General features: G+C 68.6%; 24 protein-coding genes and 1 riboswitch. Of the genes, 12 read left to right on the forward strand and 12 right to left on the reverse strand.

The features are described 5' to 3' along the window. Positions 1-132 precede the first annotated feature (132 nt). Positions 133-429: a hypothetical protein gene (locus AB0I04_RS41455; protein WP_360897799.1), complete on the forward strand. Its 297-nt coding sequence runs from the start codon at positions 133-135 to the stop codon at positions 427-429. 31 nt (positions 430-460) lie between these two features. On the opposite strand, the gene AB0I04_RS41460 is transcribed toward AB0I04_RS41455, so the two are convergent. Together AB0I04_RS41460 and AB0I04_RS41465 are read right to left on the reverse strand one after the other, a co-directional pair. After that, complete coding sequence (locus AB0I04_RS41460) at positions 461-1,030, reverse strand: TetR/AcrR family transcriptional regulator (protein ID WP_360897801.1); 570 nt, start codon at positions 1,028-1,030, stop codon at positions 461-463. 252 nt (positions 1,031-1,282) lie between these two features. Then, positions 1,283-2,680 carry a hypothetical protein gene (locus AB0I04_RS41465; protein WP_360897803.1) on the reverse strand — a complete coding sequence of 466 codons (1,398 nt, stop codon included), beginning with the start codon at positions 2,678-2,680 and terminating at the stop codon, positions 1,283-1,285. A 59-nt stretch (positions 2,681-2,739) separates the two neighbouring features. Here AB0I04_RS41465 and AB0I04_RS41470 point away from each other — a divergent pair, with 59 nt between their 5' ends. Continuing rightward, positions 2,740-3,060, forward strand: coding sequence for a hypothetical protein (locus AB0I04_RS41470; protein WP_360897805.1), 321 nt, complete (start codon positions 2,740-2,742; stop codon positions 3,058-3,060). An 11-nt stretch (positions 3,061-3,071) separates the two neighbouring features. Continuing rightward, entirely contained in the window at positions 3,072-3,518 is a 447-nt protein-coding gene (locus AB0I04_RS41475; RefSeq protein WP_360897807.1) for a hypothetical protein, read from the forward strand. 102 nt (positions 3,519-3,620) lie between these two features. Here the strand turns inward: AB0I04_RS41475 and AB0I04_RS41480 are convergent, their stop codons facing one another. Continuing rightward, the gene (locus AB0I04_RS41480) at positions 3,621-4,043 is read right to left on the reverse strand and encodes a MarR family winged helix-turn-helix transcriptional regulator (protein WP_360897809.1); all 423 of its coding nucleotides are present in this window, start codon (positions 4,041-4,043) and stop codon (positions 3,621-3,623) included. A gap of 105 nt (positions 4,044-4,148) precedes the next feature. Here AB0I04_RS41480 and AB0I04_RS41485 point away from each other — a divergent pair, with 105 nt between their 5' ends. The 4 genes from AB0I04_RS41485 (at position 4,149) to AB0I04_RS41500 (ending at position 6,786) form a co-directional block, all read left to right on the forward strand. Then, positions 4,149-4,955: an alpha/beta hydrolase gene (locus AB0I04_RS41485; RefSeq protein WP_360897811.1), complete on the forward strand. Its 807-nt coding sequence runs from the start codon at positions 4,149-4,151 to the stop codon at positions 4,953-4,955. Positions 4,956-4,985: 30 nt separating this feature from the next. Further along, positions 4,986-5,741 (forward strand): MBL fold metallo-hydrolase, encoded by a 756-nt coding sequence (locus AB0I04_RS41490; protein ID WP_360897813.1) that lies wholly within the window; start codon positions 4,986-4,988, stop codon positions 5,739-5,741. Continuing rightward, positions 5,738-6,100, forward strand: a complete 363-nt coding sequence (locus tag AB0I04_RS41495) for an antibiotic biosynthesis monooxygenase (protein WP_360897815.1) — start codon at positions 5,738-5,740, stop codon at positions 6,098-6,100. The genes AB0I04_RS41490 and AB0I04_RS41495 overlap by 4 nt, the downstream gene beginning before the upstream one ends. A gap of 389 nt (positions 6,101-6,489) precedes the next feature. Continuing rightward, positions 6,490-6,786 (forward strand): LysR family transcriptional regulator, encoded by a 297-nt coding sequence (locus AB0I04_RS41500; protein WP_360897817.1) that lies wholly within the window; start codon positions 6,490-6,492, stop codon positions 6,784-6,786. Positions 6,787-6,843: 57 nt separating this feature from the next. Here the strand turns inward: AB0I04_RS41500 and AB0I04_RS41505 are convergent, their stop codons facing one another. Next, positions 6,844-7,263, reverse strand: a complete 420-nt coding sequence (locus AB0I04_RS41505) for a LysR family transcriptional regulator (RefSeq protein ID WP_360897819.1) — start codon at positions 7,261-7,263, stop codon at positions 6,844-6,846. Between the two features lie 727 nt (positions 7,264-7,990). Further along, on the reverse strand, positions 7,991-9,184 hold the full coding sequence (locus AB0I04_RS41510) for an FAD-dependent monooxygenase (protein WP_360897821.1): 1,194 nt from the start codon (positions 9,182-9,184) through the stop codon (positions 7,991-7,993). Between the two features lie 784 nt (positions 9,185-9,968). Here AB0I04_RS41510 and AB0I04_RS41515 point away from each other — a divergent pair. Both AB0I04_RS41515 and AB0I04_RS41520 read left to right on the forward strand, forming a co-directional pair. Continuing rightward, a complete protein-coding gene (locus AB0I04_RS41515; RefSeq protein WP_360897823.1) occupies positions 9,969-10,658 on the forward strand; it encodes a response regulator transcription factor in 690 nt (229 codons plus the stop codon). A gap of 182 nt (positions 10,659-10,840) precedes the next feature. Continuing rightward, positions 10,841-11,689: an SAM-dependent methyltransferase gene (locus AB0I04_RS41520; protein WP_360897825.1), complete on the forward strand. Its 849-nt coding sequence runs from the start codon at positions 10,841-10,843 to the stop codon at positions 11,687-11,689. Positions 11,690-11,827: 138 nt separating this feature from the next. On the opposite strand, the gene AB0I04_RS41525 is transcribed toward AB0I04_RS41520, so the two are convergent. Together AB0I04_RS41525 and AB0I04_RS41530 are read right to left on the reverse strand one after the other, a co-directional pair. Continuing rightward, a complete protein-coding gene (locus AB0I04_RS41525; protein WP_360897827.1) occupies positions 11,828-12,235 on the reverse strand; it encodes a hypothetical protein in 408 nt (135 codons plus the stop codon). Positions 12,236-12,640: 405 nt separating this feature from the next. Continuing rightward, the gene (locus AB0I04_RS41530) at positions 12,641-12,781 is read right to left on the reverse strand and encodes a hypothetical protein (protein ID WP_360897829.1); all 141 of its coding nucleotides are present in this window, start codon (positions 12,779-12,781) and stop codon (positions 12,641-12,643) included. A 109-nt stretch (positions 12,782-12,890) separates the two neighbouring features. Here AB0I04_RS41530 and AB0I04_RS41535 point away from each other — a divergent pair, with 109 nt between their 5' ends. Beyond that, entirely contained in the window at positions 12,891-14,369 is a 1,479-nt protein-coding gene (locus tag AB0I04_RS41535; protein ID WP_360897867.1) for an FtsW/RodA/SpoVE family cell cycle protein, read from the forward strand. 32 nt (positions 14,370-14,401) lie between these two features. On the opposite strand, the gene AB0I04_RS41540 is transcribed toward AB0I04_RS41535, so the two are convergent. Next, complete coding sequence (locus AB0I04_RS41540) at positions 14,402-15,067, reverse strand: transglycosylase SLT domain-containing protein (RefSeq protein WP_360897831.1); 666 nt, start codon at positions 15,065-15,067, stop codon at positions 14,402-14,404. A gap of 205 nt (positions 15,068-15,272) precedes the next feature. On the opposite strand from AB0I04_RS41540, the gene AB0I04_RS41545 reads away from it, so the two are divergent. Continuing rightward, the gene (locus tag AB0I04_RS41545) at positions 15,273-15,755 is read left to right on the forward strand and encodes a hypothetical protein (protein WP_360897833.1); all 483 of its coding nucleotides are present in this window, start codon (positions 15,273-15,275) and stop codon (positions 15,753-15,755) included. 118 nt (positions 15,756-15,873) lie between these two features. Here AB0I04_RS41545 and bluB read toward each other — a convergent pair whose 3' ends face one another. After that, positions 15,874-16,494 carry a 5,6-dimethylbenzimidazole synthase gene (gene bluB / locus AB0I04_RS41550; protein WP_360897835.1) on the reverse strand — a complete coding sequence of 207 codons (621 nt, stop codon included), beginning with the start codon at positions 16,492-16,494 and terminating at the stop codon, positions 15,874-15,876. Positions 16,495-16,526: 32 nt separating this feature from the next. Continuing rightward, positions 16,527-16,722: riboswitch (cobalamin riboswitch) on the reverse strand. 260 nt (positions 16,723-16,982) lie between these two features. On the opposite strand from bluB, the gene AB0I04_RS41555 reads away from it, so the two are divergent. Then, entirely contained in the window at positions 16,983-17,984 is a 1,002-nt protein-coding gene (locus AB0I04_RS41555) for a hypothetical protein (protein ID WP_360897837.1), read from the forward strand. A gap of 137 nt (positions 17,985-18,121) precedes the next feature. Here the strand turns inward: AB0I04_RS41555 and AB0I04_RS41560 are convergent, their stop codons facing one another. The 3 genes from AB0I04_RS41560 to AB0I04_RS41570 all read right to left on the reverse strand — a co-directional run bounded on the left by AB0I04_RS41560 (position 18,122) and on the right by AB0I04_RS41570 (position 25,428). Further along, positions 18,122-20,380, reverse strand: coding sequence for a glycosyltransferase family 39 protein (locus AB0I04_RS41560; protein WP_360897839.1), 2,259 nt, complete (start codon positions 20,378-20,380; stop codon positions 18,122-18,124). A 77-nt stretch (positions 20,381-20,457) separates the two neighbouring features. Then, positions 20,458-21,246 carry a hypothetical protein gene (locus AB0I04_RS41565; RefSeq protein ID WP_360897841.1) on the reverse strand — a complete coding sequence of 263 codons (789 nt, stop codon included), beginning with the start codon at positions 21,244-21,246 and terminating at the stop codon, positions 20,458-20,460. 237 nt (positions 21,247-21,483) lie between these two features. Continuing rightward, entirely contained in the window at positions 21,484-25,428 is a 3,945-nt protein-coding gene (locus AB0I04_RS41570; protein ID WP_360897843.1) for a Pls/PosA family non-ribosomal peptide synthetase, read from the reverse strand. Positions 25,429-25,571 lie beyond the last annotated feature (143 nt).

Below are 25,571 nucleotides of genomic sequence, written 5' to 3' on the forward strand. Positions count from 1 at the left end.
CCGCATGAGGCCCTGCTTGCCACCGGCCACCGCATACACAGCGGCCGGCGATACGTCGGCCGCCCGGGCAACCTGCTCGGGTCGACGGACCCACAGTACCGCGCGCTACTGCACAAAAAATTCTACAGCGAGATGTTGCCCGAGGAGTCAGCCGCATTCCTCGACATGCTCTGCCCTGACCAACCATTGGGTTTCCTGGCAGAGCCTGTTTCTGTGACGCCGCAACGCTGGGGGTCCATCCCGCGGACCTATGTCTCGACCATGAAGGACAATGCCATCGCACCGGCCGTACAGGAAATCATGGTGAAGGACGCGGACGATTTCACGCCCGAGAATCGGTTCCGTTGGGTCCAGATCGCGAGCGGACACAGTCCCTACGCATCCCGGCCTGCCGAACTAGCAGGCATCATCACCGGCATCGACTACTAGGTAGGCCTCGTCGGCTCCGGCCGGGCCCGCATCACTTGCGGTGCCAGGTCCCCACGCTGTCGATGAGGCGGTCGATGAAGTCGTCGGAGACGACACCCATCTGCATGGTCGTGCGGTAGACGATCGGTCCTATGAGCATCGCGGATAGATCGGCCGGGGCCAGGTCGGTCTCGATCTCTCCGTTGGCGGCGGCTGACCGGACGGCGGTGTGGATCCGTTCGGTGATCGTTTTGATGGACTCATCGCGCTGGTGTGCGATCTGCGGGTCCCAGATCGCGGATTGATGCAGTGTGAGCGCGACGGCGGCGACAGCTGGTACGGCGAGTTCGTCGGCCATCTGCCGCAGTTGCCGGTGCAGCCATGGGCGGACCGGTGTCTCGGGATTTTTGAAAAGCGGTAGGTCGGCTCCGCTCATGACATCGAGCAGCAGTTGTTCGGGCCGTGGCCAGTGCCGGTAGACGGTGGCTCGCCCCACGCCTGCCTGCTGAGCGACTCGCTGATGAGTGACCGCGTCGGGGCCTTCGCCCACCAGTAGTTCCCGGGCGGCGGTGAGCATCGCCTCCCGGCTGCGCGCCGCCCGTGGATCCGTCGAGTAACTCACCGTCAGATCGTATGAGACGCCTTGGCTCACTGGCCTGGACAGGTGCCGTGTCGGCGATCAGGCGCACCGGACGCCAAGCCCACCTCCCGGCCCATGCGCCGAGAACGTGAACAGATCGGCCGACTCGCGCCACTGGGCCGAACCCGACGAGGCCAGAACCCTGGCCGGCTCGCGCAGATGAACGAGCAGGCCAGGAGACGCGACGCTGCCCGTGGCACCCTCCGGGACCCGGGGCGATTTCAAAGTCGGTGGCTACGGTCGGGCCGGGGTCCGGGATGGGGCCTGGCCCGGTGGGCCGGTCGGGGGCTGGTGGGCCATCGGCCGGCCCGGGGTGCCGCCCGGATGGTTCGGGTCGGGCGGGTGCTGGTGGGCGAGCGGGGCGAGCGGCGCGATGCCCAGTGAGTGCGACAGCGGCTCCGACGACGCCGCGGACGTCGCACGGCCAGGGCCGATGATCTCGGACAGGATCGCCACCGACGACGGGAAGCCACGCGGCCTCGCTGGGATGCCGCCGCCGAGCCGGCACCATGCCAGGTCCGCGCCGTACATCGTCGCCAGCAGCGTGCCGCGTACGGACGGTTCCACCGAGTCCATGCGTTCGCGGAGCGAGCGGGGCAGGCGGTCGCCCTCCGGCCACAGTGCGCGCAGCGGATGGTCGCGCTGGGTCAGCATCGCCCGCATGGCCTCGCTCACCTGCGGGTCCAGCCAGCCGATGACCTGACTCGACACGTCCTGGCGTACAACCGCCAGATCGGCGGCCAGAAGCGCGGCGGCGATCAGCCGGGGCTCGATGTAACCCCGTGAGGACGGATTGCCCGCGACCGGGGTCACGGCCGTGGCAAGGTCGTAGTACGCGTTGCGGAAGTGTTCGCCCGCCGACGCCTCCACGCGCAGGGACGGGGACAGCGCCGGTGGGCTGCGGGTCAGCCACTGCTGCACGACGGCCTGGTCGCCGTACCCGAGCACGCCGTAGTCGACCGTGGGGTTCCGCAGGGGAGAGTCGAGCATCGAGAGCAGCGCGTCGGCGCGCGGCTGGAAGCGTGCGTCCTCACGGATGGCGCTCGCGATCGCCGACATCGTGCGGAGGATGACCACGGCCGCGTCGACGCGGCCCGCGCGGAGCCGTCCGGCGTACAGGGCGATCAGCGACTCCAGCGGCGGCGGGGTCAGCCAGCGCGGGCCGTCGATATCCGGCAGCGGGTGTGCGCGGTGCGCGGACCAGAGGCTGAGGAGTTGCCCGTCGAGGCGCGAGTCGAAGACCGGGGCGGTGGCGCACCAGAGCATGACGCCCCAGGTGACGGGCACGGTACTCGGCGTCGACGGGGAGAAGAGCTCCCACCAGTGCGGGTAGTCCGGTGTCGGCAGGGCGGCGGCAGACTCGACGGCCGCGCGTACGCGGGCGGTGACCTTCGGCCGGATGCCCGCGTCGACGAATGCCAGCGGGGACGGCGGGTCGTACGCGAGGTCGAGGCCCGTGGGCACGACGTTCGGAGGCATCGCTGGGATCGGCGTGCCCTGGCGCAGCGGGCTCGCGGACATGCGGGTGATGCGCAGCTGCGGCGGCGGGACGAGGCACCACTGACGGTCGGCAGGGCTCCAGCGGTACCAGCGGCCCCAGGCGCCGAACAGCCACCGACTGCCGTCGGGCATGGCGAGCATGCGGCCCGCGATGAGGCTCTGCCGCTGCTGCGGCGGGGCGACAGGCCACGATGAGGCCGTTCGGCGCGGGGGAGTCCCGCCGCCGGGCGGGGCTGTTGTACGACGTCATTCTGCGTCGCGTGCTCGGTGACGGTTTTGCCGACAAGGAGGCGGCGGATGAGGTGGTCGCGGGCTCGCGAAGCACGTTGTTTCATCCGGTCATGCTCACCGACAAGCCGGCGACGGGCCGGGCCGAGGTCGTCCCGTTGGACGTCCTTGACCGGTCCTGGCGGTTCATGCCGCCGAAGGTCGCTCGTGCTGATGTCGCCGCGGCAATGGTCACCGAGGTCGAGAGTCCGGCGTACGCCGGCCGGACCGTCGCTGTGTTCTGAGGAGGCCTTCGTTGTCGACTGAGACGTGGCTGCTGGTGTACGGCATGCTTTCGGCGTACTGCCTGGCCGGTTGCCTCATGGAGCATTTCGCCGTCTTTTCGGGCTGGAGGGCGGTCGGCTCTGAGGAGTTCAGGGCCGTCCAAACCGCTCAGGGCCACGGCAGCGGAGTGGTCTACGTGCTCCCGAAGTTCGTGCTGACCGCCCTGGTGATCGTTCTGCTCGTCGACACGCCGGACGGCATTCCGTCGTGGGCGCTGTGGGCCGGTCTGGCCGCATTGATCATCTCGTGGGCGTCGGCTGCCGTCATCCAGATGCCCATCCAACTGCGTATCCGGCAGACCGCCGACCGGGGCGGCATCGAACGGCTGTTGCGCACCGACTGGATCCGCATCGCGGCGATGGTCGCGCACTTCGGCTTCGCCATCGCCGTCGTCGCCGAAGCGAACGGCCCGAGCTAGCCGTGCCAGGCCCCGACGTTGTGGATGAGCTGGCCGATGAGGTCATCGGAGACCACACCACCTGGACACCGCTCGCTACGGACGGGGACTTCGAGACAGGCCCTAGGCCGTCGGGTCGGGGCCGAGGGCAGCGTCCAGCAACTCTCCGATCTGGTCGAGTTGGGCAGCCGACAGATTCGGGAACGAGGACTCGAAGACCGCGTCCACGGCATCCTGGCCGGCGGCGCGCAGCCGCTCGCCCTTCTCGGTGAGCCGGTGCTTGACGGCTCGACCCGGCCCGGGCACCCGTTCGATCAGGCTGCGGTCGGCCATCCGGGCGGCCAGTGAACCGAAGGACTGGTCGGTCTGGAAGGTCAGCACCGCCAGGTCGTGCAGCGATGCGTCCGGCTGCCGGTGCAGGTGACGCAGCGTGTCCCACTGCACGAGCGAGAGGCCCAGAGGCGCCAGGGCGCGGTTCAGCGCACGGTGGTGACGGTACTGCAGGCGTTTGACGGCCAAGGCGACGTCAGCCGGGCGGTAGCTCATGCGAGAGATCATAGCCGATCGATTCAGGTTGCTTATATCAAGAACCTTATATAAGGTTCGGGATACAGGTTGACCCGTTGGGACACCACACAGAGAGAAGGAACCATGAGCACTCTCACCGCGGCCGGCACCCTCCGGCCCATCCGCACCGACATCCGTACGCTCCCGGTCGACTCCGTCGGCCCGGTCGAGGTGACGGTCCAGGACCGTGACCGCACCCGGCCGTTCCTGCTGCTGCATGGCGGTGGCGGCGTGCGCACGATGACCGGATTCGCCGACCTGCTCTCCGAGCGCACCCACTCCCGGGTGCTGCTGCCCACCCACCCAGGCTTCGGCGGCACGCCCAAGGTCGCGGGGCTGACCGGCGTCACCGACCTGGCCCGGGCCTACGTCGCGATGCTGGAGCAGCTCGACCTCACCGACGTGACCGTTGTCGGCAACTCCTTCGGCGGCTGGCTCGCCGCCGAGATCGCCCTGCAGGAGAGCCCGCGAGTCAGCGGCGCGGTGATCATCGATGGGATCGGCATCGAGGTCGAGGATCATCCGATGACCGACGTCAGCGGCCTGTCGTCGGCGGAGATCCTCTCGTACTCCTTCCACGACCCGAACAAGGCGCCCGCTCCGCCGAGCACCGGCGGCACCGGGCCGAGCCCGGACGTGCAGGCGCTGATCGGCTACACCGGCCCGGTCATGTCCGACCCGACGCTGGCCGAACGGCTCAGGGACCTCGACCTCCCCGTTCACGTCATGTGGGGCGAAAGCGACCGCATCGTCGACCCCGAGTACGGCCACGCATATGCGGCCGCGATTCCCATGGCAACGTTCACGCTGCTGCCCCGCACCGGCCACCTTCCCCAGGTGGAGACGCCCGAGGAACTGCTCGGCGCGCTGCTCGACCTCGGCGACCTGTGACACCCCGACCAAGCAGAGGAAAGCTCCCTCATGAGTACTCCATTGACGGTGACCCGGATCGGCCACGCCTGCCAGCTGATCGAGATCGGTCGGCTCCGCGTCCTCACCGACCCGTGGTTCACCCAGACGGCGACCTACTACCAGGGGGAACCGGTCGCCGCGACGGTCCAGACCCTGGGCCGCATCGACGCCGTCGTGGTCAGCCACGAGCACTACGACCACTGTGACCTCGACGCCCTGACCGCCGCCGGTTTCGACCTCGACGTACCGCTGATCGGGCCCGGCACCGTCGCGACCATCGCGCGGGATAAGGGATTCCGCGACGTCCGCGCCATCGAGGCATGGGAGGGCACCGCCATCGGCGACCTCACCGTGACCGCGACCCCCGGCAAACACGGCGTTCACGAGGTCACATTCGTCATCCAGGCAGCCGGACGCACCGTCTTCTTCGGCGGCGACTCACTGCGCGTCCCGGAACTGGACACCATCCCGGACAGATTCGGCCACATCGACCTGGCCATCCTGCCGACCAACGGCCTGTGCATCCGGCCGATGAACCTGCGGCAGGTCGTCATGGACGCCGAACAAGCGGCCGAGCTGACAGCCGCGCTCAGGCCGACGCTGGCCGTGCCGCACCACTACGCCTTCCACAGCGGCCGGCTGGGCGACCAGATGATCACCAAGGCCGACCGCGACCCCCGCCACTACGCCGAGGCGGTCACCAGAATCGCCCCGGACATCAACGTCCGGCTGGTCCTGCCCGGAACCCCGGTGACGGTCCCGTGAACGCCGCACCGGCCGGCGGCCGGGAATTCATGCCCCAGGTCAACGACGACCTCCCGCCCGGCAGGCGACCCATGATCGCCGTCATCCGGGCGGTCCCCGGCCACGAAGATCAACTCGCCGCCGCCATCGCGACGCTGACCACCGCGGTCCGCCAGGAGCCAGGCTGTGTGGAATTCCGGGCGTTCCACGACGTCGCGAACCCCGCAGTGTTCCACCTCTATGAGATCTACACCGACACCAACGCGTTCCGGGCCCACCTGACCACCGACCACGTGGCGCATTTCTTCACCGAACTGGCCCGGCACAGCACCGCGGACGCCAAAGCACTGGTCCAACTCATCGAACCGCACGCATCTTGAGTGAGCCCGCGGGGCGGCTGCAGTTTTCGGAAGAAGGCGGCGATTGAAGTCGTCCCCGGCCTGTCTGCGGTCCCGAGAAAACTGACCGCGGTCGACCTTTCGTGGTTTTAGAGTCACGCCGGCCATTCGCTGCGACCGTGTGCCACTTGCGCGCCTCGTCGAAGGCGTGAGCGTTGTCACTTCCATGACAGCGTCCCGCTGCCGGCCAGGATCATCTGGCGGACTTCCGCTCGGTCGTCACCGCTGACGCGCTTGAGCGCCGGAACCAGGTCCCGCAGAGTGCTGGATTCCTCCAGTTGCTGCGCCGTCGGCTGGATCCCCGTGTCCCCCCGCAGTACTCGGCGCTGCCGATCGCAACCTGGACCTCAGCCGCATTCACGGAGGAATGCATGGACACCCGGTCACTTCGCTACGCGATCACGCTTGCGGAGGACTTGCACTTCGGCCGTGCCGCCCAACGGCACTACATCGGCGCCCAACCGTTCGGCTGGCATATCAAGGAGCTGGAACGTGAACTGGGCGTCCGGCTGTTCGAGCGCACCAGCCGGCGGGTCGCCGTGACCCCGGCGGGCAGGCGGGTCCTGGCAGAGGCCCGGGCCATCCTGGACGCGGTCGACGCGCTCACCGCCCCGCGCCGCTGGGCCGAATCAGACGAGGCCAAAACCCCGGCCGACCCCAACAGCTGAGCTGATTCCATCCTCATCGGTCCGCGGCGGGATGGTCGAGGATGCCGGCCGGGCTGTTCATGCAGGGCAGCGAGACATTGGTGATCGAGGTGAACCGATCGCTGGGGCATCCATATACAGAGAGGTGTGGCGTGACACCATCGCGGTCGACTCTGTTAATTTCGGCGCCTTGTCGACCACACCCCCCAAGACCCCGATAGTCGGATCTTCCTCGTCGGATTCGGCCCAACGGTGCGAGTCGGTGAGCGCGTCCACCGCCTCCACGATGGCCCGGGCCTCTGCCAGGACCCGCCTGCCCACCGGGGTCACGGCGACCCGCCGGCTGGTGCGCTCGAACAGCCGGACGCCCAGTTCACGCTCCAGCTCCTTGATATGCCAGCCGAACGGTTGGGCGCCGATATAGTGCCGTTGGGCGGCACGGCCGAAGTGCAACTCCTCCGCAAGCGTGATCGCATAACGAAGTGACCTAATGTCCATGATTCCCCTCCGCGACTTGCACGGGATACATTTGTCCGCATGCTAAGGAGTGCGACTCCTCGCGATCCTCTGAAGGTCGGATCGCAACTTTTTCGACTGATGATCGCGGACTGCGGTCACGCTGCCCTGGAAACGGCGTCCGCCTTGAGGCGACAAGTAATGCCTGGCCGTCGGGTTGGAGTAATAGAGGTTGTCCAACCTGCGCGCTAACTGGCTTGGCTGGGGGCAGCTCCGACAGGGTGTACAGCGGAATTCCCATGTGCCGCTCGGGTCTGCCGCACGTATTCCATAGGCGTTCGGTCGAGGCCGGTGAACGGTGAGAGTTCGTTCCGCCGGGCACGGTCGAGTTTCGCGCCCACTACGCCGTGCGTGCTATGCGCGCGTTGCTGGGCACCTGCGCGGTCATGGACTGAGCGGCGGCCAGTCGCGCCCGGCTCGTCGCGCAGACGACCGCCGCGGCTCGAGCGGCCGGCCCGCCGGCGTGCCGATCACGAACTCGGTGGCGAATACACGGCTCGATGCCATGGGTCTCGTAAGGGACGTCATGCTTTCGAGCGGGCGGCCCGCAACTCGGGGAAGAACCGGTGCTCGGTGGCCGGGCCCGGCCACACGGCGCCCGGCGTGCCGCCGGCTTCTGGCTCGTGGCCCACGAGGCGTTCCATGGTCAGGAGATGGGCGGTGCGCCAGCGGGAGTACTGGCGACCTCGGTGAACTGTGCGGCCCGCGTTCAGCGGGCGTAGGGCGTGAGATGAATCGCCCGCATCCACGTCTCGAATTCGCCGGGTGTCAGTGAATCCCAGGTTGGCGTCCGTTCCACCAGGGCCGCGCCCAAGCGCTGCCCGAGCCCGACAAGGGCCTCGCCGGCCGCGCGTCGCTCCTCGTCGTAGGCGGCGAGCGCCCGCTCCCAGGTGTCGTGTTCGCGGCAGGCACGCTCCAGGGCCCTCGCGTCAGCAAGCGCCTTCGCCGCGCCCGCGCCAGTGTGCGGTCGTGCGACAGCGGCGGCATCGCCGATCAGCAGCAGCCGGCCCGCCACATAGGTGGACGCCGTCACGTCGTAGATGGGCTGGGCGGACAGTTCGTCCCGGGTGGTGCGACGGACGACGTCCGCCCAGTACGGAGGGAAGTGCGTGGCGAGGATGTGGTCGAGGACGGCCGCGACGTCGTCGCCCACCGACCCTGGTGGCAAGGACGTGGGATCGTCGAAGCGCAGCCGTTCCGGCAGGGCGCCGTAAACCGCCCAGTTCATTCGCCGTTGTTCCCCGACGAAGTCAGGGATCAGGTAGAAGACCCCCTGGCCGCCCGGGAAGCACACTATCGACATCGCGTGCTCGAACTCGCTCGGCAGTCGGCCCGGCAGCCTGCTCTCGGAATAACTGCCGCGCCAGAGCACATAACCGGCGTAGTCGGGCCCGGTCCCGTCGCCTACATGGCGACGGGCACCGGACCGATAGCCGTCGGCGCCCACCACCAGGTCGTACCTGTGGCGATGCCCGGAGTCGGTGACAATCGTGGCCCCGTCAGCGTCGGCCTCGATGTCCGTGACCGTGACCGGTTGCCGATATGCCCCTTCGGCCACGCCCGCACGCAGGTTGCGCCACAGGATGCCCCAGTTGTTGAGCGCGGCCACGAACGGCTGGCGCCCCGCGATCCGTCCGGTCTTGGAGGCACTGGGCGAGCCAGGGTCGTCCACGATCCAGAGGCGTTCCCAGGTCTGATGTGCGGGCAGCGCGGCATCGAGGTACCCGGCCGCCGCGAACTCATCGCGCTGCGACACGGGCAGGCCGATGCCGCGATCGCGCAGCCGGTCGGGGCTGCGCTCGAAGACGGTGACCTCGCAGCCCGCCCGCCGGAGGGCGATGGCTGCCGCGCAGCCGGCGATGCTGCCCCCGACGACGCCGACGTGGCTTGCCTCGATGCCCATTTCCGCCTAGCTCCTTGTCACGCAGCGTTTCGTCCGGTCAAGAAGAATCAGATGTTAACTCGGTTCTGCCAGCTCGACCGGTGGCCGAGCGTGCAGGTCGTGCGGCGGGCGCGCCGCGCCGGCCGACACCTCCGCCGCATGACCCGCCTTCACCGCGTCCAGCGGTGTGATCGACGAGTATCGGCGAGCGAGAAGCCGGATCACAATCATTTCGGCTGATGATCGTCCGTCTGGTCTGTGCTTTCCTGGAACGGCTTTACCGCCTTGATGGTGACAACCGTCATGGCTGGATACCGGGTGTTGCTGTGCGGCGGCACGGTCCTCACCACGGACGCGTTACCACACATCCAGGCGGGGCGCGTTAATGCTGCACCGGCAACGACGTGTTCTTGTCCTCATTCTTGGATCTGCACGTCGCCGTTCGCGACCAGCAGTTCTCCCTTGTCCACCTTGGGAGCGAGCTGACCGGTGGAAGAGGAGGGCCCCACGTTGTTCTGTCTGCAGCTTGTTCTTGAACTTCGGGTCCAGCACTGGCAGCACTCATGAATAGACGCCCAGGGCTCAGCGCCCGGCTGAAACTCACCATCAGCTACGCCGGATTCCTCCTCCTCGCACGGAACGACGGTGCCGGGCATGGACGCCGCGGACGCCGGTTCGCCAGCAGCGGGTTCGGGCTGCTGGGCCTGTCCGAGCGCGTGGAGGGGCTCGGCGGCGAGCTGTACTTGGGGGGCGCAGCCGGAGGGCGGCTGGGAGCTGTCGGCGTCCCTGCCCAGGAGCTGACCGCGTGGCCATCAGCGTTCTGGTCGCCGACGACCAGGAGATGGTCCGCAGCGGGTTCTGCCTGATCCTGCAGGCGCAGGACGGGATCAAGGTCGTCGGCGAGGCGGCCGACGGCGCGCAGGCGGTCGAGTTGGTGCAGCGGCTGCGCCCGGATGTGTGCCTGATGGACATCCGGATGCCCAAGATCGACGGCCTGACCGCCACTCGCACCCTGCTCAGCTCCCCGCAGACCCGGGAGACCAAGATCATCGTGGTGACCACGTTCGACAGCGACGATTACGTCTACGAAGCGCTGCGCGCGGGCGCCGCGGGGTTCGTGCTGAAGAACTCCGGCCCGCGCTTCCTCGTCGACGCCGTACGCGCCGCGGTGGACGGCGGCGCGCTCATCTCGCCTTCGGTGACGGTACGGCTGCTGGAACGCTTCGCGCACGCCGTCCCGTCATCGGAATTCGGGTCGCCGGCGTCGGCCCGCGAGGACGGGCGCGGCGGGCGGACCGCGGAGGCGTTGACGTCCCGAGAGTGTGAGGTCGTCGCCAAGGTGGCCAGAGGACGGACGAACGTCGAGATCGCCACGGAGCTCGCCATCACCGTCGGAACGGTCAAGTCGCACCTCATGCACGTCCAGGAGAAACTCCGGGCCCGCAACCGCGTCGAGATCGCCGCCTGGGCGTGGCAGCACGGCCTCGCCCGCTGAGCCCCGCCGCTCCAGCGCAGCGTTGCCATCCGCCACGCCGGTGGCGCGTTCGTGGTGGTCACGGCCGAGGAGTCCGCCAGTGCCGCGGCAGCCATGGGCTGGGCACTCGATGCCACCGATGGTGTTGCCGCGCAGTCAACGACATTTATCGGACAAATTGCCATTGACTGCTCATCGCGGGTGTGGCCGCGTTAGGCTCTTCATCCCGCTTCCGGATCGCGAAGGACTCTGTCATCGCTGACCGTGAACCCTTGCCGAGGGATGTAGATCCGACCGCGCCGAATGATGCGCGGATGTACAACTATGCGCTCGGTGGGAAGGATAATTACTCGACTGACCGGGATGTCTCGGAGCAGATCCGGGCCGCGTTGCCGGTGGCGATCAACGCGGTGCGGGAGAACCGCAAGTTCATGCGGCGGGCCGTACGTCACATGCTCTCGGTCGGGATCCGGCAGTTTCTCGACCTGGGCTGTGGGCTGCCGGGACGCGGCAACGTCCATGAAGTGGTGCACGGGGCGGAGCCAGAGGCCACGGTCGTCTATGTCGACAAGGATCCGGTCCCGGTCACCCACTTTCAGGCGCTGTTGTCCAGCTCCCGCACCGCGACCGCTGTTCAGGCCGACATCCGGCGTCCGGAGGAGATCCTGTCCTGCCGGGAGGTGACGGGGCTGATCGATTTCAGCCGGCCGGTGGGAGTGTTGATGGTCGCGGTCCTGCACTACGTCTTCGATGAAGAGGATCCTGCCGGGATCGTGTCCGCGTTCAGCGACGTCATGTCTCCTGGGAGTCATCTGGCGATCTGCCACTTCACCTCTGAAGGGCAGGGCCCAGAGGATCTGGCCTTCTTGAACGGGCTGGCCGAGAGTGCCGGTGTGCCGGTGGCGTTGCGCGACCGCGAGCAGATCGCGGGCCTGCTCGGCGATCTCGACCTCATCGAGCCCGGGCTGGTTCTGCCCACGCACTGGCGGCCCGACCGGGCCTTGACGGAACCTTCGGGATGGCTGCTCGCCGGCATGTGCCGCAAGAACTGAACGACGGCGCGCTCACCACCATCGGCCGGACGTCATGGTGTAATTCCCCGGCCTCTCAGGATCGAACGGCCGCATCGTGTGACCTCACAATGGTGATCGTGCGATCGGGGTCGTAGCCCCGATCGCACGATAAGGGGTCTACTTGACGACCTTGACCGTCACCGGTTTGGACGTGGCGACGACGGTGACCTTCGCGCCTTTGACCCTGTCGATGACGACCTCGAAGGTCTCCGCCCCACGGTGCTTGGCGGCCTTGACATCGAACGTGAACGTGCCGGCCTTGCTGAGCCTGCGGGGGACGACTCCCTTGGCAGGGACCCAGTGTCCCTTGGCGTCCCTGGTCTTCAGTACGGCGACGTAGGTGACCTTCTTCCGCTCGGGGGAGAACTTCCCGTGCAGAGTGATCTCCTTGCTCACCTTCACCGTGGCCTTGTTCGCCTTGAGAGTGACGCTCTGCTTCGCGGCGGCCATCGCCGGCGCGCCGAACGCCAGTGCCGCGCCCGCTCCGACCGTAACGACAAGGGCGGCTTTCTTCGCGAATGCCATACGAGTCCTCCATCTCTTCGGAGACCGCACCATCAGGGCGGTCGATGAAACGGCAGTTTCGGGGAGCGGCAATTAGTGCCCGGTTAGCGGAGGCTTATACGTCTGTTGCCGATCTAAGATATGTCGCTCACCTTGTCAGGATAAGAAAGTGGTGGCCCACTCGATACGGCAGCTCATGGCCATCGAAGGCGTACACGCAGGCTCGCGAGCTGCCGATCCGCGGATGTTTGGTCACCGTTCGCTAACCCAGCTCTTCCCTGGGGTTAACACTGGCCCGGCTAAGTTATGTCGCCGACGCGCCATCCAGCGGTAAGGCGGCAGTTCGTGCGGCAATTATCCCTCGGGTGCGGTGACGGGTCGGGGTCATGATCTCCTGAGCTTCCCCCGAGGTGCGGGCGTCCGTTGTCATGCGGCTTGTGCCGCCGCGTAGGGCCGTTGCTGGACCGCACTTGGAGAAAACCACGGCTGCGAGACGCCCAAGGCCTGGCAGGTGATGGCGTGCGGCACATCGTGACCGGTCTTCTGGCCGGCGATGAAGGCCGCCATGCTTACCGGCGCTCCGCCGGCGTGTCGCCAGGAAGATGAGGAAGTGCTAGTGGATGCCGAGCCTGAAGTTCACGTAGCGGGTCGCCCTCGCCGTGGTGCCCAGCTCGTGATGCTGGGATTCGCCGTGACGGTCGCGCTGGCCGCGTTCGCGCAGGTCGGGCTGGCGCGGGACGGGCAACTGCCGGCTGGGATGTTCGGATACGGTGGCGGGCTCGCTGTCCTTGTCGGGGTCGCTTATGTGATCGTGGTCAGGTTCGCTCCGTACGCCGACCCGCTCCTTCTCCCGTTCGCGGTGTTCCTGAACGGGCTCGGGCTGGCCATGATCTACCGGCTCGACCTACAGCACAGCAAGAACTGTGTCGCGGCGAAGGCAGCAGGCCAGCAGTGCTACCCGATCAACGCCTCGGCGGCGAACCAGCTCATGTGGACCGCCATCAGCATCGTGTTCTTCGCGGTGGTGCTGCTGGTGCTGCGTGACCTCCGGGTGCTGCAGCGCTACCGGTACACCATCGGCGCGGTCGGCCTGTTCTTCCTCATCCTGCCCGGGCTACTGCCGTCCTCCATCAGTGGTGCGGGCGGCGCGAAGGTCTGGCTACGGCTCGGCGGGTTCTCGATCCAGCCCGGGGAGTTCGCCAAGATCGCCCTGATCGTCTTCTTCGCCGGCTACCTGGTTTCCAAACGCGACGCGATGTCCCTGGTCGGCAGACGGATCGGCCCTCTCGCGCTGCCGCGCGGCCGGGATCTGGGGCCGATCCTGGTGATCTGGTTGATCAGCGTGGCGGTCCTCGTACTGGAGAAGGACCTCGGCCAGGGCGTCCTGTTCTTCGGACTGTTCATCGCGATGCTCTACATCGCGACCGCGCGGGTCTCGTGGGTGCTGATCGGCCTCGGGCTGTTCTCCGCGGGTGCCTTCGCGGCGACCCAGCTACCCTTCCTCGGCCACGTCAACCAGCGGTTCACCGTATGGTCGAACCCGAAAGCGTACTTCGACGGCGGCTGCGCCATCGGCGGCAAGGTCATCAACCAGCAGACCCAGGCCTCCCTCATCCACGCGACGTCGGACACGGCCGACTTCGTGAGCAAGTGCGCCGCCCTGGGCGGCCACTACGCCGACAGCGGCCAGCCCATGCGAGCGATGTTCTCCCTGGCGCAAGGCGGTGTGCTGGGCACCGGGCTCGGGCAGGGCCAGCCGTACCTCACCCCGGTCAGCTACGCCGACTACATCTTCACCTCCTTCGGCGAGGAACTGGGACTCGCCGGACTGATGGTGATCCTGCTGGTCTTCGCGCTGATCGTGGAGCGCGGCATGAAGGCCGCGCTCCTCATTCGCGACCCGTTCCTGAAACTGTTCACCGGCGGGATCTCCTTCATCTTCGCCCTTCAGGTCTTCCTGATCGTCGCCAGCGTCACCGGGCTCATCCCACTGACCGCCGGCGTCACAACGCCCTTCCTGGCGCAAGGCGGATCGGCGCTGTTGTCGAACTGGATCTTCATCGCCATCCTCATCCGCATCAGCGACGCGGCCCGACGGCCCGCACCTCAACCGATCCAGGACGAAGGCATGACGCAGATAGTGCGTACCGGCTGAACATCGCCGGACACTGTTCAAAATGCTCACTGCTAACGGCGGAGGGCCTGTCCGGCCGTTGCCCAGTTCCCACGTAGGCGTTCCAGATAGGACTGGGCGATGTCACCAGGCTTGGCGCCTCGGGCGAATGCTCTCATAGCGCCGGGCCCGGCGTTGTAGCCGAGGGCCAGCAACTCATTTCGGGTGTACGGCCCGGACCATTTGGCAGGCAGGTCGGTAGCCAGATCATGCAGATACCAGGCCGCAGCAGTGATCGCGAGGTCGGGGTCGTCAGGGAGTTCTTCCCAGCGGCGGTCGGCGAAGCTGCGGCCGTGTTTGGTCTCATTGAACGCGGGCTTGTGCATGTCGGCGATGCCGAACGCGGCATCTGGCTTGATCTTCTGCCAGGCGCGTTCGAAGCCAGGGTCGTGTGGCTTGTCCGATTCGTTGTACAGGATCGCCATCAGCAGTTTCGGGCTGATCCTGGCCTCGCGTGCGTGCTTGATGACCTGTGCGGCAAAGCGCGCGGGGTCGTTCGAAGCCGACGTCGAATCCGATCGGCCAGGCGCCTTGCCACTCGGTGTCGATGCGACGCCCGACCTGCCGGACCCGGTCGGTCGCACGCCGCCGGAATTATCTTCGCCGTGTGTCAGCACCCAGTACACCGCGGCGACGGCCGCGACCAGGATGACAAGCCATCGCCCCGGATGGTCTCGCACCCTATGCCTCCCCGAATCCGCGCCGATCGATGCTTTACAGTCTGGTCCCCGATCAGCCTCATGCCATCGATCTCAAGGATGATGCCGCCGGATTCGGAGGTCATACCAGCACCTTAGGACTGAGAGCTTCCCGGCCCTACGTCTTACCGGGTACAGCCGGCCGCCGTGACCGCGAAGAGTCGATGCGCCGAAGTACGCTCGCCGAGTGACCGAACAGGTGCCGCGAGACCACAAGGCCCGCCGCTTGGAACAGCGTGGCCCACGCCGGTTGCGGGAGGTTCATCCGACCCGGCGTGGGTTGGTGCTGGCCTGGTGGGGATTCACCGCGACGTTCGCCGGGCTGCGCCTGTTGACTTGGGCGATCCACGTCCACGTCGCCGGGCTGGGCAATGTCCGGGTCGGTGGCGTGCACATCCACCATTACATCTGGGGCATCTTGGCGCTGATCGCTGTGGGAGCATGCGGGCTCGTCGAGCGCTCCCCTCGCTGGCGCATGTGGATGGGCCTGGCCTTCGGCATCGGGCTCGCTCTTGTCGTCGACGAGGCCGCTCTGCTGATCGAGCTCAAGGACGTCTACTGGGACCATGAGGGCGGGATCAGCGTGGCCATCGCGATCATCGTTATCGGCGTGGCAGGTAGTGCTCTCACCCTGACTCGAGCACCACGGACCGAGGCCGAAACGGGCTGAGCGCGACCCCGCGATCCGGATTCAGTGGCCTGCCGTCGATCCGGCTGCATGCCCTTCGTAAACCGTGCGCGTGGGGCGTTACGAACCCGCGGTGACCGACGATGACGCCCTGCGGGGCTCACCAGCGGTTGTGATGGATCGCGGCCTCCAAGGGGCGGCGGTGGCGCCAGCCGTGCCGTTCGAGATCCGGCACGGCTTCCAGATGGGTGACCGGCCCTACACACAGCCAGGCGACGGGCCGGATCCCGGTCGGGATACCGAGCAACTGACGCAGGTGCCGTTCGCGGTAGAAGGACACCCAGCCGACGCCCAGGTTCTCGGCGGTGGCGGCCAGCCACAGGTTCTGGATGGCCAGGCAGACCGAGTACAGTCCCGCGTCGGCGATGGCGTGTCGGCCCAAGACCGCGGGGCTGCCCCGGTCGGGATCGTAGGTGACCACGATCGACAGGCTGCTCTCCAGTACACCGTCGATCTTTATCCGGGCGAAACGGTCGGCGGCGGCCGTGGTGAGGGTGGCGGCGAACGTGGTGCGTTCGTGCTGGACGTGGTCGTAGAAGGCGCGCCGGACGGCCGGGTCCGCCACGATGATGAAGTCCCAGGGCTGGGAGAGCCCGACACTGGGCGCGGCGTGCGCAGCCGTCAGGATCCGGTGGAGGACGTCTTCTGGTATCGGCGCGCCGGTGAACTGGGCGCGCACGTCACGGCGACGGTGGACCACGTCGTAGATGTCGGCGTTCATGGGCAGGCTCCCGCTGCGTCAGGCCACCTTGGCGGTGGCCGATGGAGCGAGGCCGGTCTTCGGACTTCCGGATCGATGCCTGACCATCCGCCTTCCCGGCCTGGCGGCCAGTGGCTGCGCGTGCGCGCGTGGACGGCGGCTCCCCGGTTACCGCGGCGGGCCCGTGCCGGAATTTCACCGGCTTCCCGATTCTCCCCTCGTGGGGGCACCTCGCATCAGTTCATGCCAGCCGCGAGCGTATCAATCCCCGTCGCCCCCGAGTCGCCGGGCGTACTCGGGCGAGATCGGTCGTATTCGCCCGAAAACGGAGCCGTCCGGTGGTGAACCCGAATGCGGTGGGATTCGTATGCCTTACCGAGGAGTCGGCCTGCCGCCGATACCTGCGTCGGCATGTGCCCTGAGCGGGAGGGACGTCCCGCAGCACCTGGCCGGCGCGCCGCTGGACCCGGCGCCGCCCGCGATCTGATTCAGACCTAAGGAGAGCGATCTTGTCTTCGCAGTCAGGACCCGGCGAACGCGCGGAGTCGCTCGGTATCCGCCGGCCGGTGGAACTGCCCAAGGCGGACATCGAAGAGGCCGGAGACCTGGCGCCGGCCGGCGGCGCCGAGCCGGCCCATGAGGGCGACCGGTCCGCCACCGAGGAGAAGAAGGCCGGCGAGACCCAAGAGCGGCCGAAGGACACACCGTCGGCGGCGAAGGAGCAGGAGGACCCCGCCCCGGACACGGACGCCGCGGTGGCGGTCGCACCGCAGATCGGTGCGGTGAACGCCGAGGAGATGCCGCCGGACCGGCCGAAGAAACCCGTGCTGGCCGCGGTCGCGATCGGCGGGGCCGTCCTGCTCGCGGTCCCGATCCTGCTGATCGGCACGGGCTCGCACCACGCCAGGAAACACCCCACCTCGGCTGCGGCCGACAGGGTGCTGTCCGGCAACGGCCAGCAACCTCCGCCGGGCGCGTACACCTCCACGTCCCCGTCGGCCACCCCGACCTCGACACCCTCCGCACAACCGACGCACAAACCGGCGGCCACCAAGAGCGCCGAGCCCAGGGCACCCGGCAAGCCTTCACCTCGCGCCGATGCGGCCCACAAGGGCGGTCCCTCGAGCAGAGCGGCCCGCAAGGGCGTTCCGGCGGGTGAGAAGCCGATGTCGGGCGGGAATCCGTGGGCACTCGAAGTGCATGCGCCATACGGCCTCAACCCGGGTAAGACCCTGCGCACGAACCGCCTCGCGTTGACGATGCAGACGGGCGGCGACCTCGTGCTGCGCGGCACGAGCGGCGCGATCATCTGGTCCACCGGGACGCATCAGGCCGGTGCGTACGCCGAGTTCCAGGCCGACGGCAATCTGGTCGTCTACGCCGGCAAAGAGGCGGTCTGGGCGTCGGGCACGTTCGGCCACGATGGCGCGACGCTGGTGCTCCAGGCCGACGAAAACCTGGTGATCTACAACGGCCACGATGCGACATGGGCGACCAATACTCACGGGTGAATCCGCGACCGAGCGACACCGCTCGCGGCAACCTTCCCTGCCCGGACGGCCGTCGAGTTCGCCGTTGACGACCAGCCGCCTTATGTCCTGTCATGACGCCGCGCCCCGCAAGTCGGCTTGTCCCGCGACCTTCGGGTTCAGCCGCAGTGGTAGAGCCGCTGCGCCGCCGTGGCGTCACCGAAGAACGCCGGAGCGGACGGGTCCTCGGATGCGGAGCCCGCGTACGCACTGGCGGGTACGGCCGTGCACGCGGTGCTCACCCAGGAGGTGATCGCCGCGACCTGAGCGGCACCACCGCCTCGTCGGCCCTCGCCGCCGCCGAGCAGCACATAGTGCAGGTCTCCGTGGTCGACGAGCTGTCGGAAGTGGTCCAGGGTCGGGAACGGCACCTGGCCGGTGAACCCGCCCATGGGCAGGACGGAGGCCCCGGCGCCCAGGATGTAGGGAGAGGCGGCCGACCAACCATCCGTCGCGAACAGGTACTTCGCGCCGCCTCGATGTGCCCGCACGTAGGTGAGCAGAGCCAACTGGTCGGCGGTGAGCTTCCCGGAGGAATCCCCGAACCGCATGCCACGGGCGCCCCGGTCTCTCGCCGCGCCCATCGCGCGGGCACCCCCGCGCCTCGCCGCGCCCATCGCGCCGGTGAGCCACAGCGGTGTCATACCGCCCCCGCGCTGTGCGGGCCCGATGGCTCCCATGCCGGACGCGCCGTGCTGGGCGGAGGTGAACACCGATGACGCCCACGCTCCCGGCGCGATGAGGGTCGCGGCGACAACGGTGACCAGCGTGGCCGGGACGAGGCGACGGCGGAGCCCGCCCCATCGCCACGCGGCGAGCAGAACGAGGGCGATCACGCCAATCCCGATCACGGTAGGTACGAGCCACGATCGGACGGTCGGGAAATTCCATGTCAGGTAGACGGCCCACGCCACGGTGCCGATCAGCGCCAGGGGCAGGGCGACCGCACGCCGCCCGGACGTTCGGAACGCCTCCCACATCGCCACGAGACCCGCGCCGGACAGTGCGGCCAGCGCCACGTCGACGACGCCCATGTAGTACATGTGGCCACCGACGCTCCCGGCGCTGAAGACGACGAAGAAAGAGACAGACCACAGACCCCACAGGAGGTATCCGGCGCGCAGCCCGTCCGTCCTGGGCTCACGGCGACGCCATGCCAGGCCCACCACCAGGGCTACCAGCGCGAGCGGATAAAGCCACCCGGTCTGCGAGGCGATGGCGGGGGTCACCATCTTGTTCCACCCCTCCTGCTCGCCGAACCCGCGCCCGCCCATCCCCTGCGCGGGTCGCTGAGCACGGCCGTTCGCGAAGCCGGCTCCCGGAGCAAATCCCCCGGAGCCCGCGCCCGTACGGCCGGAGCGCTCGCCCATACCGCTCGGGTTCATGCCACCGGGGTTCGCGCCCGTACGCCCGAAGGAGCCGCGGCGGTTACCGCCACCGTGGCCCTGCGCCGAGGTCACGCTTCCCGTGCCGTCCGCGCTGAGTCCCACGGATCCGAACCGGTTGAGGAAGTTGTAGCCGACGACCATGCCGAAGGCGGAGTTGTCGGTGGTGCCGTCGACGTAGGGTCGGTCGTTCGCCGGGGTCAGGGTGGCCACGATGATCCATGACGCCGAGACGGCGGTCATCACCACGCCCGCGATGACCAGGCGCGTGAGGCGGCGTCGCAGGGGCGTGGGCGCGGCCACCAGGAAGGTGACGGCGAGAGTCGGCAGCACGACCCATGCCTCGAGCATCTTCGCCTGGAAGGCCAACCCCACCCAGACACCGGCCATGACGAGCGTGCGCAGCCGCCCGGTGCGTGCCGCGCGCTGGGATGCCTCCGCCGCCAGGAGAAGGAGCAGCGTCAGCGCCGCGTCCTCAGCGGGCGTACGGAACACCCCGGCCGTGACCGGCGTCAGCGTGAACGCCGCGGCGGCCAGCAGTGCGGCGGGCACGCCCGCCCAGACCCGCACCACGCGGTAGAGGACGAGGACGCACAGCACGCCCTCGACCACCTGGGGAAGCTCCAGCGCCCAGGCATGAAAACCGAAGATCAGCGCGGACAGTGCCTGCGGCCACAAGAAGCCCGGGAGCTTGTCGAGGGTGATGGAGTTGCCGGGATCGAATGAGCCGAACAGGAAACCCCGCCAGCTCTCGGACATGCTCCGCGCGGCGTTCGCGTAGAACACGTGATAGCCGGTGTGATCGATGCCCCAGGCGAACAACACGGCCGCCGCGGCTGCGATCAACAGGAGCGCCGGACGCGCGTAACCGGGTTGGTCCGCTGGAGACGACCACGGTCTCCAGCGGAAGCCGGTGCGCCGGTCGTGCGGGGAGAACCCGCTGTCCTGGCCGCTGGTGCCTTCCAACGGCAGATCTATTGTGCTGTCAGCCACGACGCTTCACTATCGCCCCGCCACTTGGAACTCGCCTTCGGAAGTGCTGAGGATTTCCTGAGGAGCAGGCGTCGTGCTCACTTGAGGACGTTCACGGCGCGAGCGACCACCAGGGCGACCGCGACGATGGAGACCGCGGACTGGACGAGCATGGTCATCTTGGCCCAGCGGGCAAGCGGCATCACATCGGTCGGGCTGAACGCGGTCGCGTTGGTGAACGACAGGTAGAGGTAGTCCAGGAAGGCGGGTTCCCAGTCCGGTGGAGCCATCTCCGGTGCCTGCATCTGGGTGAACAAGAAGTCCGGATGCGCGCGGTGTCCCAAGGCACGGGCCACCGGGCCGCCGCGGTCCAGTTCCCAGTACCACAGTCCGAAGACGATGACGTTGGTGCCCCAGATGGCCGTGCCGGTCGCCAGAAGTGGTCCCGCGCTCTCTCCGGCCCTTCCTCCGACCAATTCCCAGACCAACCTGATGGCCGAGTAGGTGTTGGCCACGGTGATCACGCCGATCAGCACCAGGCTCATGCCACGCAGTGCCCGGGACTGCCGGTTGATCCGTCGTGGGTTCGCCGCCACCAGGCCGCCCGCCAGCACCGCTTCCAGGCCGGGGAGTAGGTAGTGCGGTTGCAGCGCGAACCGGTGTGGCAGTACGGCCTGCAAGAAGATCGCGATGACCACGGTGATCGTGACCGGTAGTCGCTGTTCTCCCTCGGTGCAGCGCAGCCACGCCGGTAGATGGACATCCTGGAAACAATCGGGCAGGTGCGCGTCGGCATGAAGGACCTTCTCCAGATGGGCCGTCTGTCGGCGCAGCACCTCGGTCAGATAGTGCGCTCCGTGTTGGTGCTCTGACGGCTGGTCGGTCATCGGCACAACCCTTCCAGTGGGGATCCGCGTCGGGGCGCCCAACACGGTGCCGGCCGGAGTTCGGGACGTCCGCTCCCCGCATCTGTCCGGACTCCTCGGCGGCAAATGCCCTTGATAGCGGATACTTGTGCAAGCGGGCAAGTGATCCTGCTTCCACCGCCCCATCGCGCCTGCCTGGTCACGGCCGTGACCAGGCGATTTCTCGCCGTGGTCACGGCCGGCACGGTTCGGGGACGATCAGACGGCGGCGGGCGGTGTCGCGGGCCGGCCGGGTATGCCGGACCAGGCGGTGCCGCCGGGAAGTCGCTCCCCCTTCATGACCAGCGACAGCGCGTCCACGATCACGTCCTCGCCGACCACGCCGTCGTACAGCACGACCGACCGGGCACCGACGCTCGCCCCGGCCTCCAGCAGGACGTGGGACATCTTCATGACCCGATCCTCGAACAGGTGGGTCTGCAGCGAGGTGGCGTTACCGACGGCGACATCGTCGCCGATGTGTACCAGGTCGAACTCGGTCACGTAGGTGGTCGCGATCCAGGTCCGCCGGCCGACGCGGACGCCGAACAACCGCAGCGCCCAGCCGAGCATGGGGGTGCCGACCAGGGAGCCCAGGAGCGCCGGTACTGCGGCGGTCTCGTACAGCGCCGTGACGAACTCGGTGCGGCGGACGAACCGGTTCCACAACGGCTCGACTCGTGGCCGGTAGCGCCCGACGATGAGCCATTTCAGCGCCGCTACGGCCAGCACGGTGCCGAGACCGCCGAGCAGCGCGATCGCGGGGGAGAGCAGCAGCACCCCGGCCATGCCGAGCGTCCGCGCGAGGGAGGCGTCGCCGAGGAGGATGAGGTAGGCGACCGTGCCCAGCAGTGTCCCGGGGACGACGATGCGGCAGAACTCGATGGCCAGCCGCTCGCACACTCGCAGCCGGGACGGCCGGAAGGTCAGTTCCTCGCCGAAGTTCCCGCTGTCCTGCCGGCGCGGCAGCCGGATCGCCGGGGAACCGAGCCAGGAGGTGCCGTCCGGCACTCCGTCGCGCGGCGCCATCGTCTGCACGCCGACCAGCGACCCGTCGCCGACGGTCGTGCCGGACCGCAGAAGCGCGGCGTTGCCGACGAACGAGCGGCGGCCTACGACCGTGCGCCCGAGCGCCACGTACCCGTTGTGGTAGGTGGCGCCGCCCACGCCGGCCATGTCCGCGATGAAGCTCTCGTCCTCCAGGGTCAGCAGGTCCGGGTCGAGGTGCGAGGCGGTCGACACCTCCGAACGGCGGCCGATGCGTGCTCCGAGCACGCGTAGCCACGGCGCCGTGTACAGGGTCGCGTACAGCGCGTTGGTGGTGGCGAGACTGATCTGGAACAGCCGGTCGCTCATCCACTTGCGGAACCCGAGCGACGAGGCGATCGGATGTGTTCCGGTCGGCGTCGCGCGCAGCACCAGCCGCTTGCCCACCGCGACGGCCAGGCAGGTGGCGGCCACGAACATCGGACCGGAGAGCAGCGAGCCGAGCAGCCCCGCGGTCCGGCCACCGCTGCCCAGCGTCCACGCGGTGAACGCGAACGCCGGCGCGACGGCGACGAGCGGCAGCAGGTCGAGGAGGACGCACGCCGCCGCGAAGCCCGCCCACGCGGCGCCCGGCCAGTCCGGGGCCGCCCGCGTGCCCATCTCCCGCAGCAGCGGATCCGGCTCGGCGCATCGTGCCGACGGAGAGCCGGTCCAGTACTCGCCGGCCGGAATCGCCTGGCCGCGGGCGGCGAGGGACATCTCGGCGAGCGCGGCGTCGTCGCCGATCCGGGCGGCGGGCTGCACCACCGCGCCCGCTCCCACGAAGGCGCGGGCGCCCACCGAGACCCGGTCGATGACGACACGGCCCTGCTCCACGAGAGAGCATTGCAGTTGCGCGCCGTACCCGATGCACGCGTCGTCGCCGATCTCCAGCAGGGACGGCACCGGCAGCCCGGCGGTGAGGACGTGGCAGCGCCGTCCTACGCGCGCCCCCAGCAGCCGCAGGTACGGGGCGAGCAGTGGCGATCCGCTCAGCGTGCCGATCGGCGCCAGCGCGGCGAGGGCCTGCACCGCCCAGAGGCGCAGGAAGGTCGTCCCCCACAGCGGGTAGGTGCCGGGACGCAGCCCGGGTGACAGCAGCCGGATGCCGACGACGGGCAGTACGAACCGGCCGGCGACGAGGGTGACCGGGATCGTGAGCACCAGCCCCCACAGGGTGGACATGTTCAGCGCGCCGTGGTTGAGGCCGAAGACGACCGCGACCGGGAGCCCGAGCACGAGGAGCAGCAGGTAGATCATGACGGACTGCGCGAAGCCGGCACCGGCGACGCGCGCCGTACGGTGCCTCAGGGGCTCTGGGCGGTCCTCCGCGACGCCAGGTGCCGCGAGAGCGACCGCGTCGATGCGGCCGGCCAGCCCGCGGATCGACGGGTTCGCGTAGATGTCGGCGACCGAGATGTGCGCCGAACCCTTCTCCTTCCGGAGGAGGGACGCCGCCTGGGCGGCGAGCAGCGAGTGCCCGCCGAGGTCGAGGAAGAAGTCGGCCTCCACCGAGATGTCCTCGCCCTCCAGCCCGAACACCGCCGCCCACGCCTGGGCGAGCAGGTGCTCGGTCGGGGTCGTGGGGGGCACCGCCGGCCCGCCGGCGGCGATCAGCCGCTTCCCGCTCGGCGCCGGAAGGCTCTTGCGGTCGACCTTCCCGCTGGGAAGCATCGGCAGGGAGCCGACGACCTCCAGGAACGCCGGGACCATGTAGGCGGGAAGTCGCTTGGCCAGGCGTCCGTGGACGCGCGGCGCGAGGTCCGGGTCCACGCCCGCGTCCCCTCGGGTCACGTAGGCCACCAGTTCGTCGGTGCCGCCGGGATGCGGTGTGACGACGGCGCCGGTGACCACCGGCTCCTCGAGAATGACGCTCTCGATCTCCTGGAGTTCGACCCGATGGCCGCGGATCTTCACCTCGCTGTCGGCCCGGCCGAGGTATTCGATCTCGCTGTCGGGCAGCCTGCGCCCCAGATCACCGGTGCGGTACAGCCGCCCTCCTCTGGTGACGCGCGGATCGTCCAGGAAGCGCTCCGCGGTCAGCTCCGGGCGGTTCAGGTAGCCACGCGCCACCCCGACGCCGCCGATGCAGATCTCGCCGACGGCGCCGTCCGGCACCGGCCGCAGGCTCTCGTCGAGGAGTGTGACGCGGTACGTGGGAAGCGGCCGGCCAATGGTCACCGGCCGGCCGGGGCGCAGCTCGGCCCAGGTCGCGGTGACGGTGGCCTCGGTCGGTCCGTAGGTGTTGAGCATTCTGCGGTCGGGACGCGTCCACCGCTCGACCAGCTCGGCCGGGCACGCCTCGCCGCCGACGAGCAGCGTCCGCACGAGCGGCAGATCCTGGTCGATCGTCGCCAGGACGGTCGGGACGCAGTAGAGCACGGTGACGCGGTTCTCCGCCAGGAACTCGGCGAGCCCGGATCCGATCCGCCGTGCGTCGGTTGGCCCGGCCACGAGCGTGGCCCCGACCGCCCAGGTCGGCCAGATCTCCTCGATCGAGAAGTCGAAGGCGATGGTCATGCCCTGGTAGACCCGGTCGGCCGGTCGTACGTCGTAGACGTCGCAGACGACCTCGATGAAGTTGCAGATGCTCGACTGGGCCACTTCGACGCCCTTTGGCCGGCCGGTCGAACCGGAGGTGTAGATCACGTAGCACGCCGGGTCGTCCTCCGGACCGGGGGAGGGCCGGGGAACGGGCGGATCGGCCGCCGCCCCCAGGGTGTCCAGCTCCAGCACCGGACAGGGAAGGCATCCGGTCAAGGGCCCCAGGTCGGAGGACGACAGGACCAGCGCCAGCGCCGAGTCCTCCGCCATGTACGCGACGCGGTCAGGCGGCGATGCGGGGTCGATCGGGACGAAAGTCGCGTCGGCCTTGAGCGTGGCGAGCAGTGCGACGTAGAGGATCGTCGAGCGCCGGAGGAGGATGCCGACCCGGTCGCCGGCCGTGACGCCCCGGCCGGACAGGTGGCTAGCCAGCCGGTCGGCGCGTTCGTCCAGTTCCCGGTAGGTCAACCGCTCGCCGTCACACTCCAGCGCCACCGCGTCGGGCGCGGCGTCGCGGCTCGCCTCGAAGAACTCGTGGAGGCGTCTGGCATTCCGCCGCTTCGGCCCGGTCACGGTTTCGGTGTGGCCGGGCACGAGGGAATCGCACTGACGGGGTACGAGGGGTGTTTCCGAGGGGGCGAGCCGGTTTCCGGAAGGCGTTCGGTCGGAGCCGGTTCGTTCGATCACAGTGAACCTCACAGGGGGGATGACAAGGTTTCGTCACTGCCGAGGCAGCA

This window comes from Actinoallomurus sp. NPDC050550 (assembly GCF_040655075.1).
Taxonomy (GTDB): Bacteria; Actinomycetota; Actinomycetes; order Streptosporangiales; family Streptosporangiaceae; genus Actinoallomurus.